Here is a 12,153-nt window from a genome sequence, read left to right as displayed (position 1 = left end):
GCGGAAAGCGAGTGCCTGGAGTGGAAATCAACGTCTAAATTGTACAGGCCATAAAAATAGACAAACTCGATTTTCATCGAGTTTGTCTACAGTCTGAGATTAGCCGACTAGGCTAATCTTTTTATTGTTTACAATAGCTGCTCTCTCCCTACTCATTCAAAATACTTTCCTCCAGAACGGAAGATTTATCTCCATACACTCTGGTTATATGATTGTCTCCCCATGTACACAGGGCGGTAAGGATGCTTTCCAGACTATGTCCATACTCACTAAGTTCATATTCCACTTTTGGAGGAACCTGGTTGTAAACGATCCGGTCGATGACCCCGTCCTTTTCCAACTCACGCAATTGTTGTGTCAGCATTTTCTGGGTGATGTTCGGCATCAAACGCTTCAATTCGCTAGTCCGTTTTTTTCCGTGGGTCAGGTGGCAAAGGATGACGCATTTCCATTTGCCGCCCAGTACCTCGAGGGTCGCTTCAACCGAGATATTGTACTTCTTTCTTTGCATGATGGCCTACTCTCCTTGTCTTATAGGAACTAAAAGGTACCTATATCACTTTAAAGTACGTACTGTTTTTTATTTATATTATATCTCATAATAACATTTGCACACCGAATCCACTGTACCATTTATCTAAAAATTGCTTGAGGCAATTTTCATGATAGTACAAAAAGACGAAAAGGAGAAGAGAATATGATTTCAAGTAAAAATAGAAGTACATGGGCATTGCTGGCTTTGGCGATCAGTGCCTTTGCGATTGGAACGACAGAATTCATCAGCGTGGGGTTATTGCCGCTCATTTCAAGGGACCTGCACATTACAGTCACGACGGCAGGTTTGACAGTATCCTTGTATGCCTTGGGAGTCATGTTCGGGGCACCGATCCTGACATCCCTGACATCGAATATGTCGCGTAAAACCTTGCTGCTTTGGATCATGGTCGTGTTCGTAGCTGGAAATGCATTGGCGGCTTCTGCTACCACGATCAGTGTATTATTGATTGCACGTGTCATTTCGGCACTTGCCCACGGTATTTTCATGTCGATTGGTGCGACGATTGCTGCTGATTTGGTTCCTGAAGATCGGAGGGCGAGCGCCATCGCCATCATGTTTACAGGTCTTACGGTGGCTACGGTGACAGGCGTTCCCTTCGGAACCTTCATCGGCCAGCAGTTCGGCTGGAGATTTGCCTTCATCATCATCGTGGCGATCGGCCTCATTGCTTTCGTCGCGAATAGCGTCCTTGTCCCATCCGATTTAAGGAAGGCTGCACGCACGACATTTCGGGATCAAATCAAATTAATTACTAATGGCCGCTTACTGCTGGTATTCATCATTACAGCACTTGGGTATGGCGGAACATTCGTTGTCTTCACATACTTGTCGCCCCTGCTTCAGGAAGTGACGGGGTTTAAAGAAGGAACTGTCGCCTTGATTTTGTTAATATATGGAGTAGCTATAGCGATAGGGAATACTCTTGGCGGGAAATTAGCTAATCGCAACCCTATTAATGCCTTATTCTATATGTTCCTCATCCAGGCTATCGTATTGGTGGTCTTGACTTTCACGGCACCGTTCAAACTGGCTGGGTTGATCACGATCATATTAATGGGTTTATTTGCCTTCATGAATGTTCCCGGACTTCAAGTCTATGTTGTCATATTAGCGGAGCGCTTCGTGCCAAGTGCAGTTGATGTGGCATCTGCGATCAATATCGCAGCCTTTAATGCAGGCATCGCTCTAGGCGCCTATCTAGGCGGCGTGATCACGGATTCAATCGGACTCATCCATACAGCATGGATAGGCGGGGTGATGGTGTTCGCTGCAGTGATTTTAACTGGATGGAGCCGTGCCTTGGAACGTAGAGACCTACAAGGGAAAGGGAAGAACTAAAATTAGGATAGGCGAAGTGATGCAAGGTAGTTAAAGCAAGTCATTCCCTGTATGCATATAGAGTATCCCTTATCATCAAGTATCATTACATCCCTTCAGCGAATGGGGAAGATTCCTTGAAGGGATGTAATGATACAGATACGCTAACGCATTACAGTCTATGAAATATTGAATGAAAAAAATGGAGGTAGATCGATAATGGTGAAAAATTTACAAGATACAACAACATTGCATAACGGGGTTAAAATGCCTTGGTTCGGTTTGGGCGTATTTAAGGTAGAGGAGGGTCCTGAGCTGGTAAATGCGGTTAAGGCAGCAATCCAACACGGTTATCGCAGCATTGATACGGCAGCCATTTATCAAAATGAAGAAGGGGTCGGACAAGGAATCCGCGAAGGCCTCGAAGAAGCTGGAATCACCCGGGAAGAGATATTCGTTACATCCAAGGTATGGAATGCGGATTTAGGCTATGAATCGACATTGGCGGCTTACGAAAAAAGCTTAACGAAGCTTGGCTTGGAGTACCTGGACTTATACCTTATCCATTGGCCAGTGGAAGGGAAGTACAAAGAAGCTTGGAGAGCACTGGAAACCCTTTATAAAGAAGGAAAGGTAAAAGCGATCGGTGTGAGCAACTTCCAGGTTCACCATTTGGAAGATGTAATCGAAGCTGGGGATGTGAAGCCGATGGTCAATCAAGTCGAATGTCATCCGCGTCTGACGCAAAAAGAATTGCAAGCATTTTGTAAGGAGCAGGGCATTCAGCTGGAAGCTTGGTCACCTTTGATGCAGGGGGAATTACTGGATAATGAAACATTACAGGCCATTGCGACTAAGCATGGCAAATCCGTTGCCCAGGTCATTTTACGTTGGGATCTGCAAAACGGTATCGTAACGATTCCAAAGTCGACGAAAGAGCATCGCATCGTGGAAAATTCATCTGTATTCGATTTTGAGTTGACTGATGAAGAAATGACCCAAATAGATGGGTTGAATCAGAATCATCGTGTTGGTCCGGATCCTGATAATTTTGATTTTTAATCATCGATGAGGACAGGAAAACGTCCTTAGGCTGCAGACAAACATGAGGTTTGTCTGCATTTTTTTTGATTTGATGAAGATGGCATCCAATGCGCCCATACTGGGGAGTTTATACAATGAACGTTCCATTGCACTGCAGGCGCTCCCTTATCCAGAGGCGGTCCGGTCTCTTCGGGGAACGGTCCTGGGGTTTCTGTCCCTAGATTGTATTTCCGGCAGAGGTCTCTCACTTTCCGTTCCGATAAGTCAGGAACGGAAAAAATGCCCCAAAATGGAATGGGGCACGGAAATGCATGGCTATTTTCTTGGTTCATTGTTCAGAGAGCCCGTCTTTAGCATGTACGAATAACTTGAGTGCTGTGTCGATCTCGCTTTTTTTAAAAGTCTTTTCGAGTGTTTCATTAACGGTCGCAAGGATTTCCTGAAGCCTTATCTCGCCACGGTCGGTTATGATCGCACATACACCGCGGCGATCGTCTTCATATCCAATTCTTTGGATGACACCGCAGCTTTTATTTTCCATCCTGACGGAAAGCCTGGACATGGCACTTTGGCTTAGGCCGACCAACTGTTGCAATTCCAGCAGCCGTAGCTTTTTTTCTGGGGTCTCCGATAGAAATAATAGAACATAAAATTCATTCAGGGTCATTTGATGTCTTGCCTGAAGCATGCGATCTAGCTCATTGGAGAGCTCGGCATGAATACGGGTAAACGCTAGCCATGTTGTTATAATGTTTTGTTCACTGGACATATTTATTCGCCTTCCTCTGCTTACTTCCTTTAAATATAACACATCTTAAACGGAGTATACCAAGAAGCTAGCGGGTCAGGATCCGTTTCTTGCCGTTCGGGGGAATCGGATTGGTTGACACACCATGACCGAAATGATATAAATGCATGTGCATGCATTAAAATTAAAGGGGACATAAAATATGAAAGATTTATTCTCATCCTATCGTATAAAAGAGCTTGAACTTAAGAACAGGATCGTCATGCCGCCAATGTGCCAATACTCCGTTGAAGCAAAAGACGGCATACCAAACAGTTGGCATCAGCACCATTATGTAAGCAGGGCAATTGGCGGTACGGGCCTGGTCATCGTGGAAATGACCGATGTGGAACCGGATGGACGAATTACGGATCACGATCTTGGATTATGGTCGGACGATCAAATTGATGCATTCTCCAAAATCGTTAAGGAAGTGCACCGATACGGAGCGAAAATCGGGATCCAAATTGCCCATGCAGGCCGTAAGGCGCAGGATGCGGAAACTCCGGTAGCGCCTTCGGCAATAGCATTTGATGAAACGTTTAAAACACCAAGGGCCTTAGAGACGGAAGAAGTGAAGGGAATCGTCGATAAATTCCGTGCTTCAGTGAGGAGGGCCGTCCAGGCAGGATTCGATGCCATTGAATTACATGGCGCACACGGGTACCTCATTCACCAATTTTTATCACCGATCACGAATCGACGTGATGATGAATACGGCAAGGACCTGACCAAGTTTGGCGTGGAGGTCATTCAAGCCGCAAAAAGCGAAATGCCTGCTAGCATGCCTTTGATCATGCGCATCTCGGCAAGGGAATATGTAGAAGGCGGATATGGCTTGGAGGAAAGCATCGCTTTTTCAAAAGTGTTTAAAGAAGCGGGCGTCGATATGTTCCATGTGAGCTCAGGCGGCGAGGGCCCGATTGGAGCAGCGGGAAGACCTGGCACGCATGCAAGCTATCAAACGCCATTGGCCAGGGAAATCAAGAAAGCATTGGATATCCCGGTGATTGCCGTTGGACGTTTGGATGATCCGATCCTGGCAAATTCAATCATTGGCAATGAAGAAGCGGATTTGGTCGCTGTGGGAAGAGGAATGCTGCGCAACCCATATTGGGCTTTGGAAGCATCCCAGGCATTGAATAAAAAGGTGGCAGTTCCTGTACAATACGAACGGGGATTCAGGCACTGACATAGGCACTTCAATCGAAGGAAAAGTCAGCGAATACTAGATTCGCTGACTTTTTTTATTGCGACTATAGTAGGGATTATTCGACAGTGAAAAGAATCAGTGTGATCCCGTAATAATGGGGAATGAAGAGGAAATTGATTAGTTCGTTCCATTTTTTTAGGTTGATCTTCCGGTAATTGGCAATAAAGCCCTATGAAATGTGAGGCGATGATGTTTTGTCGACTGAAATGGTGTAAGCCTTTTCATATGAAATGAAGCATATTATCCATTATGGTTAAGAGTGGGCATTATACCAATCATGGATATAATGCCGGGCTGGCTCTGGTTTTTTGGGTGAGAACGATTGCAGGATCAGGTGGGGTCTTAGCCAACTCTAACGGATGGAAGGGGAGCAATTAACATGTATACAGAGAGATTTACCCAAGCTACGGAGTCCAGGGAAGCTATAGGGGCAAAAGCGGAAAATTTAATCAAAATGAAAAAGTTGGGCCTGCCCGTGCCGGATGGCTTTGTGATAAGCCGTCATTCATTCTTGCACTTTGTGAAAGTGAACGAACTCGATTTACAGAGTGGAACCATTCAAACCGAAATAACGCAAGCGAGCATACCCGAGGATTTATTAACTAATCTGACCAGCGCTTTTTTGGAGATGCGTGAAAAATATACGGCCTTGGCGGTACGCTCTTCATCTGGTGCCGAAGACTTGGAGCAGGCATCCTTTGCCGGTCAGTATGAAACCTACTTGAATGTCAGGACGGAAGAAGAATTCCTGTCTAGGGTAAAGGAGTGCTGGGCTTCGTGCTTCGAGGCCCGCGTCTTGCAATATAGCAAGACGATCGAGGAACAGGTCGATGCATTGAATATGGGCGTTGTGGTCCAAGGCTTGATTCATTCTGACGTTTCAGGAGTGATTTTCAGCCAGGATCCCGTTACATGCAATTCGGATCATATTTTGATCAATGCCAGTTATGGGCTTGGGGAGGCTGTCGTATCAGGAATCGTTACACCAGATGCCTTCGTGGTCAAACGGGATGGCAGGAAAATCGAGAAAATCATCGGCAGCAAAGAGCTGAAAATCATCGCGGGCGCAGCAGGGACCGAGGAATTGGAAACGACTAAAGCGGAACGGGATGCGTACTGCCTGGATGAGGCGATGATTTCACGATTGCTCGAATTGACCCTTGAGGTGGAAAGGCATTATCAGCATCCGGTCGATTTGGAATTTGGCATTCAAGATCAAGAAATATACCTCTTGCAAGCCCGGCCGATCACGACTGTAATCCAAGCGGAAGAATCCATTCCCGATGCAAGGAAAGAATTCATGTTGGAACGGGCAGATGAAGAAGAATTCTGGTTCTTGATGGATTCCAGATTTCCCGATCCCATTTCGCCATTATTCGCTTCGATTGTCACACAGCCATTTTATCAAGGGATGGCCAAAGCGTCAGAGGAGCTGAAGGAACCGATGGGATCTACCCAAATGAAAGTCCATAATGGATACTATTATGGAAAGCAAATCCGCTTCAAAACGGAACCGGAGCAGTTATTCAAGGAAAACGAAAAGCTTATGGCGGAATTGTATCCCGAGCTGACTAATAGGATGTATGATATCGTCCATGATCATTTAATGCCCATTTATCGCCATCTCGACGAGGAAACATCGAAGCCATTTACGGCAGCGAAAGCCAAAAGAGGCTTGGAGGAGCTGGCGGGGTTTTTCAAAGAGGTTTATTATTGGCATTTCATCATCGTCCTGCCTCATGCCAGTATGAATATGAAGATGGAGAAGATGTTCCAAAGACTGCTTGGAAGTGAGCCATCCCGTGATCTCTATCAATCCATGGCGGGAATCATGAATAAGTCACTGGAATCCGATCGTCTCTTATGGCAATTATCGATGAAGGCGAGAAAAGAACCGCAATTGCTGCATGCTATCATGAATTCGGATGAAGGGAACGTATCCCAGGCCCTGAGCACTTTTGGGAAAGGGAAGGATTTTCTTGACCGCGTTGAAAAATTCGTCCATGAGTACGGATACAGATGCCTTAAGTCCCATGATTTCATGGGGGAGACTTGGGTGGAAAATAATGGGCATGTCCTTGAAATCATCAAGAATTTCATCAAGAATGGGTATGATTTTGATAAAGAATTCGAAGCGGCAGTGATGGCCAGGAATCGGATTCATCAAAATTTCCTAACGTCAATTGAGGATCCCAGTGAGCGGGAGGTGTTTGAAAAATGTTACCAAATGACCTTGGATGCGGCTGTCATCACCGATGATCATCACTTTTACATCGATGCCATGTTCGATGCCAAGGCCCGCCTATACCTGTTGAAGGTAGGGGAGCTCCTGGTCCAACAGGGCGTTCTCGATGATGCAGAGGATATTTGGTTCTTATATAAAGATGAAATCATTTCAATTTTGGATGCACCGCGCTCGTTGATGGACACGGTATTGGAGCGGAAACGGCAATATGATCTCCAGGGGAAAATCAAAACACCAGCCTACTTTGGCAAACCTACGGAAGAAGAACAGGCTTTTGTGGAAATGGTGTTTGGTTCATTGGCAGAAGACAAGGAAAATACGGCGAATACAATGAAAGGCATATCCGCTTCAGCGGGTGTATGTGAAGGGAAGGTCAAGGTGATTTCCGGCATGCATGAGGCATCGAAGTTTAAAAAAGGAGATATATTGGTTTGCAAAAGCACAACACCTGTTTGGACGTCCTTTTTCCAGGATGCCATAGCGATCATTGCCGATACAGGCGGGATGCTGTCCCATTCGGCCATCATCGCCAGGGAGTATCGAATTCCCGCAGTATTGGGGACAAAAATAGGCACGGAACGATTGAAGGATGGAGATCAAGTCATTGTCGATGGAAATACGGGAACAGTCACGATTATCGATGCATGATTCCATTCGATTCGAACGGCTCTTTTCAATGGATTATTCTTTCGTTTAAGGATTGAGGTGTAAGGATGAGCAGACAGAAAGAATTCCTGATGATTGTTTTTATATTGATGGCAGCGTTCCTTGTACCGGTCAACTCAACGATGATTTCGATAGCACTCGGTTCAATTTCGGACTTTTACGGTTTGGATATACACAGTGTGACGTGGGTGGTCACAATCTATCTCATAGTCATGGCTGTAACCCAGCCGATCGCAGGGAAGCTTGGCGATCTTTATGGCAATCGGAAAATCTATATCATTGGCATACTATTATTTCTCACTGCCTCGATTGGCTGTGGCCTTGCTCCAAATATAGGTGTGCTCGTCGTTTTTCGGTCACTCCAAGCCATAGGGGGAGGATTACTGATCCCGAATGTCGTTGCCCTTATCCGTCATGCCGTTTCACGGGAGCGGCTGCCAGGGGTATTGGGTTTTTTCGGCTTAGGCATGGGGCTTGGAGCGGCAGTCGGTCCATTGATCGGCTCATTATTGATGGCCATGGCCAGTTGGAAAGCGATATTCTGGGTCAATGTCCCTTTATTATTAGGTGCGCTTGCTGGAGGGATGTTGCTTATTCCCAAGCTTGGGAATAAGCGTCCCAGACAGCCCCTGGATGTGTTTGGTGCCATTTATTTGGCCATTGCCATCACATTATTGATTGCCTTGACACATGCAACATCGCCGGCGGCATACATCACACTTGGATTGGGGACGCTTTTATTTACGGGATTGTTCATAAGGAGAGAGCAATCCGTTGCCTCGCCGGTTATAGATTTCGCCTTATTCAAGAGTCCTATATTCGTGAATGCCAATCTATCGGTGTTGATCAATAATTTCACGATGTATGCCATCTTGTTGGTCATGCCGTTGATCATGACCACAAAAATGGATATATCCACCTCGATGAGCGGCGTGATGTTATCCTTGTTCTCCATTTCCATGGCTTTTGGCAATATGATTGGCGGACAGCTTAATGGAAAATGGACATCGCAAAAGGTCATTTTCCTGTCATTCGCCTTCACCGTGTTAACGAATCTATTATTATTGTTCGTCATCCAAAACCAGTCGCTTCTTTATTTAGCCATAACGCTTATCGTGAACGGTTTGGCAATCGGTTTAGGGCTTACCAGCATGCAGGTCGCTTCCCTGGAGGCGGTCGATGAATCTGCATCGGGCTCTGCATCGGGGATCTTTTCGACATTCCGCTATTTTGGCAGCATCATCTCATCGACTTTGATCGGGATCGTCACGAATTATTCGGTCCTTTTTGCGATTTTGATGGCGGCAGCCTTGACTGGAGCGCTTTTATCGAGAATGGTGCATAGAAGGAATAAGCTATCGGCGCCATGACCTGTCAGTAGAGAGAGGGCTTGTTTCTTGGACCGGTTGAATGGCTTCCTTAAAAGTAAGGAATTTTGTTATAATGAGAGAGATAAAACAAACGATAATTCGAGGTGCTAATTATGGAAGAAATCAAAATCGTTACAACCGAAGAAGTGGAAGCTAAGGTAGAGGCCGGCGAAGCGCTGGAACTTGTCGATGTTCGTGAGGACGAAGAAGTGCAGGAAGGGATGATCGAAGGCGCCAAGCATATCCGCATGAATGATATCCCGGCGAACCTTGATTACTTCGATAAAGAAAAGGAATATATTTTCATTTGCCGGTCAGGGCGCCGCAGTGAAAATGTCTGCCATTATCTGCAGGAACAAGGCTATAAAGTGGCAAACATGGTTGGCGGAATGCTGGAATGGGACGGCGAAGTCATCGTTAAGTGAATATGCCCTTGAAATACAAGGCCTGCGAATATTCGCAGGCCCTTTTTAGGATTGAACAGGGGATGCAGAAGGAATATGTTAAAATGAGTGGTGATAAATCAGAAAATTTCGATAAAAAAGGAGCGGAGGAAATGAGTGTTCATAAAATAGCAGTCATTGCAGGAGACGGTATAGGGCCCGAAGTGATTGAGGAGGGCGTGAAGGTCCTTGAAGCGGTGGCTCGGATTGCAGGGGGTTTTTCCTTCGAGTTTACTCATTTCCCTTGGGGGTGTGAGTATTATCTGGAGCACGGTACAATGATGCCGGAGGATGGCCTGGAACAATTGCAGAAATTTGATGCCGTGTACCTTGGGGCGGTCGGGTATCCTGGGGTGCCGGATCATATTTCATTACGTGAGCTGCTGCTGAAAATCAGGAAGCAATTCGATCAGTACGTGAACGTTCGCCCCGTCAGACTGCTTCAAGGTGCGCCATGTCCGTTAAAGGACGTGACTCGTGACCAAATCGATATGGTCGTCATCCGTGAAAATAGCGAAGGGGAATATTCCGGGGCCGGGGATTGGCTTTTTAGAGGCAAGCCGGAGGAAGTCGTCCTGCAAACGGGAGTTTTTTCACGAAAAGGAACGGAGCGGATCATTCGCTATGCCTATGAGCTGGCACGCAAAATGGGGAAAAGCCTAACAAGTATAAGCAAAGCCAATGCCTTGAACTATTCCATGGTTTTTTGGGATCAGGTATTCGAAGAGGTTGGAAGAGAGTATCCTGATGTGGAAACGAAATCTTATTTGGTCGATGCGGCGAGCATGTATTTTGTCAAACAGCCTGAGCGATTCCAAATCGTCGTCACCTCCAATTTATTTGGTGACATCATCACGGATCTGGGGGCTGCCATTGCAGGCGGGATGGGCCTTGCGGCAGGCGCCAATTTAAATCCGGAGCGGATTTATCCCTCGATGTTCGAACCGATTCACGGCTCAGCTCCGGACATTGCCCATAAAGGCATCGCCAACCCTCTTGCCGCCATATGGTCCGCCAGCCAAATACTTGATTTCTTTGGGCATGAAGGTTGGGGTGCGAACGTGTTGGACGTGATCGAACAGGTGATGGTCGATAAGAAGGCACTGACTCCGGATATGGGCGGGACAGCTACAACGGTAGATGTTGGGACTGAAGTGGTTGCGCTGTTATCGACTATACACATAAAGCATGTATAAATTTCTTGGGAAATGGGCATCCTGCACAATATCTATCATTATAGTAAAAAGGGCGGGGAGAGCCGATGATCCAAGTTAAATTATTCGATTATGAGCACGAGAAGGACCTAGAGGATGAAATGAATGTTTTCCTGGAAGACATCCGGGAAAATCAAATCGTCGACATTAAATACAATGTTGCCACTACTGGGGAAGATGAAGAAGAGCAAATCTACTGCTTCAGCGCGATGATCATTTATAAGAAAAAATAACGCGTTCGGACATATACCGATAGGGCAGACTACCTTTTGCTGGATAGTGGCAAACCAAGGTAGTCTTTTTTTCGTACCCATTAAGCGGATGTCAGGATGATGTCGCTTCCCCGCCGTTGACATGAAGTGTTTGTCCTGTCACAAAACGGGAATCATCGGAAGCCAGGTAGACAAAGGTTGGGGCCAGTTCAAATGGCTGGCCTTGACGCTCCATCGGGTTCTGGACTTGTGTGACTTCGTCGGCAGAGAAACTTGCCGGGATGAGCGGCGTCCAAAACCTTCCAGGCGCAATGGCATTCACCCGGATCCCTTGGGCGACGAGGCTGTTTGCCAATGCCCGGGTAAAGCCGATATTGGCGCCCTTGGTCGCTGTGTAATCAATCAATTGCTTGTTTCCATTGAACGTCACGACGGAAGAGGTATTAATGATGGAGGCTCCTGCCTGTAAATGCGGCAGGGCTGCCCGGGTCGTGTAGAAGTGGGAATAAATATTCACTTTAAAGGTGTCATCGAATTGCTCATCGGTAATATCAAGCAAGCTTAATTGCTGGAATTGAATGCCCACGTGGTTGCAAAGAATATCCAGCTTTCCAAATGCATCAATGGTGTCTTTAACGATATCGATGCATTGCTGCTTATCCCTTAAGTCTCCAGGAAGCAGCAGGCAACGCTGTCCTAGCTCTTCAATCCTCGACTTGGTTCGTTCTGCATCTTCATGCTCATCCAAATAAGCGATGGAAACATCTGCACCTTCTTTAGCGAAAGCAATCGCAGCTGCAGCACCGATCCCGCTGTCACCGCCCGTTATCAAGGCAACCTTGCCCGTCAATTTCCCGCTCCCTTTATAATCGGGATTTTCGATGATGGGCCGTGGCACCATGAACTTTTCTACACCAGGCTGGCGAAATTGGCGTTGCTCCGGAACGGTAATCGGCACATCTTGATAACGAGTGATTTTTCCATAATTCGGCTGAAGGGGATAGCCTTTTTGGGATGGTTGCTTTTTCTTGCCTTCTGTCATGAAGAGTCCTCCTAAAAAAGAAATTAGTCGGTTTACTGTAT

Annotated in this window: 11 protein-coding genes; 8 read left to right on the top strand and 3 right to left on the bottom strand. The window is 46.3% G+C overall.

Going from position 1 to position 12,153, the window contains the following annotated elements:
• Positions 1 to 148: 148 nt before the first annotated feature.
• Complete coding sequence (locus tag AS888_RS17165) at positions 149 to 511, bottom strand: winged helix-turn-helix transcriptional regulator (RefSeq protein ID WP_061143375.1); 363 nt, start codon at positions 509 to 511, stop codon at positions 149 to 151.
• A gap of 186 nt (positions 512 to 697) precedes the next feature.
• On the opposite strand from AS888_RS17165, the gene AS888_RS17160 reads away from it, so the two are divergent.
• Both AS888_RS17160 and AS888_RS17155 read left to right on the top strand, forming a co-directional pair.
• Entirely contained in the window at positions 698 to 1,897 is a 1,200-nt protein-coding gene (locus AS888_RS17160) for an MFS transporter (protein WP_061143374.1), read from the top strand.
• A 198-nt stretch (positions 1,898 to 2,095) separates the two neighbouring features.
• Complete coding sequence (locus AS888_RS17155) at positions 2,096 to 2,938, top strand: aldo/keto reductase (RefSeq protein ID WP_061143373.1); 843 nt, start codon at positions 2,096 to 2,098, stop codon at positions 2,936 to 2,938.
• Between the two features lie 310 nt (positions 2,939 to 3,248).
• On the opposite strand, the gene AS888_RS17150 is transcribed toward AS888_RS17155, so the two are convergent.
• Complete coding sequence (locus tag AS888_RS17150) at positions 3,249 to 3,689, bottom strand: MarR family winged helix-turn-helix transcriptional regulator (protein ID WP_061143372.1); 441 nt, start codon at positions 3,687 to 3,689, stop codon at positions 3,249 to 3,251.
• 181 nt (positions 3,690 to 3,870) lie between these two features.
• On the opposite strand from AS888_RS17150, the gene AS888_RS17145 reads away from it, so the two are divergent.
• From AS888_RS17145 to AS888_RS17120, 6 genes are all read left to right on the top strand, one after another.
• A complete protein-coding gene (locus tag AS888_RS17145; RefSeq protein ID WP_061143371.1) occupies positions 3,871 to 4,899 on the top strand; it encodes an NADH:flavin oxidoreductase/NADH oxidase in 1,029 nt (342 codons plus the stop codon).
• Positions 4,900 to 5,299: 400 nt separating this feature from the next.
• Positions 5,300 to 7,813, top strand: a complete 2,514-nt coding sequence (locus AS888_RS17140) for a PEP/pyruvate-binding domain-containing protein (protein WP_061143370.1) — start codon at positions 5,300 to 5,302, stop codon at positions 7,811 to 7,813.
• A 65-nt stretch (positions 7,814 to 7,878) separates the two neighbouring features.
• Positions 7,879 to 9,201 (top strand): MFS transporter, encoded by a 1,323-nt coding sequence (locus tag AS888_RS17135; protein ID WP_061143369.1) that lies wholly within the window; start codon positions 7,879 to 7,881, stop codon positions 9,199 to 9,201.
• Between the two features lie 113 nt (positions 9,202 to 9,314).
• Positions 9,315 to 9,626, top strand: coding sequence for a rhodanese-like domain-containing protein (locus tag AS888_RS17130; RefSeq protein WP_061143368.1), 312 nt, complete (start codon positions 9,315 to 9,317; stop codon positions 9,624 to 9,626).
• A gap of 131 nt (positions 9,627 to 9,757) precedes the next feature.
• Positions 9,758 to 10,840, top strand: a complete 1,083-nt coding sequence (locus AS888_RS17125) for a tartrate dehydrogenase (RefSeq protein WP_061143379.1) — start codon at positions 9,758 to 9,760, stop codon at positions 10,838 to 10,840.
• A 65-nt stretch (positions 10,841 to 10,905) separates the two neighbouring features.
• Entirely contained in the window at positions 10,906 to 11,091 is a 186-nt protein-coding gene (locus tag AS888_RS17120) for a sporulation protein Cse60 (RefSeq protein WP_061143367.1), read from the top strand.
• A gap of 91 nt (positions 11,092 to 11,182) precedes the next feature.
• Here the strand turns inward: AS888_RS17120 and AS888_RS17115 are convergent, their stop codons facing one another.
• A complete protein-coding gene (locus AS888_RS17115) occupies positions 11,183 to 12,112 on the bottom strand; it encodes an SDR family oxidoreductase (RefSeq protein WP_061143366.1) in 930 nt (309 codons plus the stop codon).
• Positions 12,113 to 12,153: the final 41 nt, after the last annotated feature.

This window comes from Peribacillus simplex (assembly GCF_001542915.1).
Classification (GTDB): Bacteria; Bacillota; Bacilli; order Bacillales; family DSM-1321; genus Peribacillus; species Peribacillus simplex_B.
This window is presented reverse-complemented; position numbering and strand designations above follow the sequence as displayed.

Excerpts from the sequence above, each read along its gene's own strand:
- AS888_RS17125 (WP_061143379.1), top strand. The coding sequence starts at position 9,758 with ATGAGTGTTCATAAAATAGCAGTCATTGCAGGAGACGGTATAGGGCCC.
- AS888_RS17150 (WP_061143372.1), bottom strand. The coding sequence starts at position 3,689 with ATGTCCAGTGAACAAAACATTATAACAACATGGCTAGCGTTTACCCGT.
- AS888_RS17145 (WP_061143371.1), top strand. The coding sequence starts at position 3,871 with ATGAAAGATTTATTCTCATCCTATCGTATAAAAGAGCTTGAACTTAAG.
- AS888_RS17135 (WP_061143369.1), top strand. The coding sequence starts at position 7,879 with ATGAGCAGACAGAAAGAATTCCTGATGATTGTTTTTATATTGATGGCA.
- AS888_RS17155 (WP_061143373.1), top strand. The coding sequence starts at position 2,096 with ATGGTGAAAAATTTACAAGATACAACAACATTGCATAACGGGGTTAAA.
- AS888_RS17130 (WP_061143368.1), top strand. The coding sequence starts at position 9,315 with ATGGAAGAAATCAAAATCGTTACAACCGAAGAAGTGGAAGCTAAGGTA.
- AS888_RS17165 (WP_061143375.1), bottom strand. The coding sequence starts at position 511 with ATGCAAAGAAAGAAGTACAATATCTCGGTTGAAGCGACCCTCGAGGTA.
- AS888_RS17120 (WP_061143367.1), top strand. The coding sequence starts at position 10,906 with ATGATCCAAGTTAAATTATTCGATTATGAGCACGAGAAGGACCTAGAG.
- AS888_RS17140 (WP_061143370.1), top strand. The coding sequence starts at position 5,300 with ATGTATACAGAGAGATTTACCCAAGCTACGGAGTCCAGGGAAGCTATA.
- AS888_RS17160 (WP_061143374.1), top strand. The coding sequence starts at position 698 with ATGATTTCAAGTAAAAATAGAAGTACATGGGCATTGCTGGCTTTGGCG.
- AS888_RS17115 (WP_061143366.1), bottom strand. The coding sequence starts at position 12,112 with ATGACAGAAGGCAAGAAAAAGCAACCATCCCAAAAAGGCTATCCCCTT.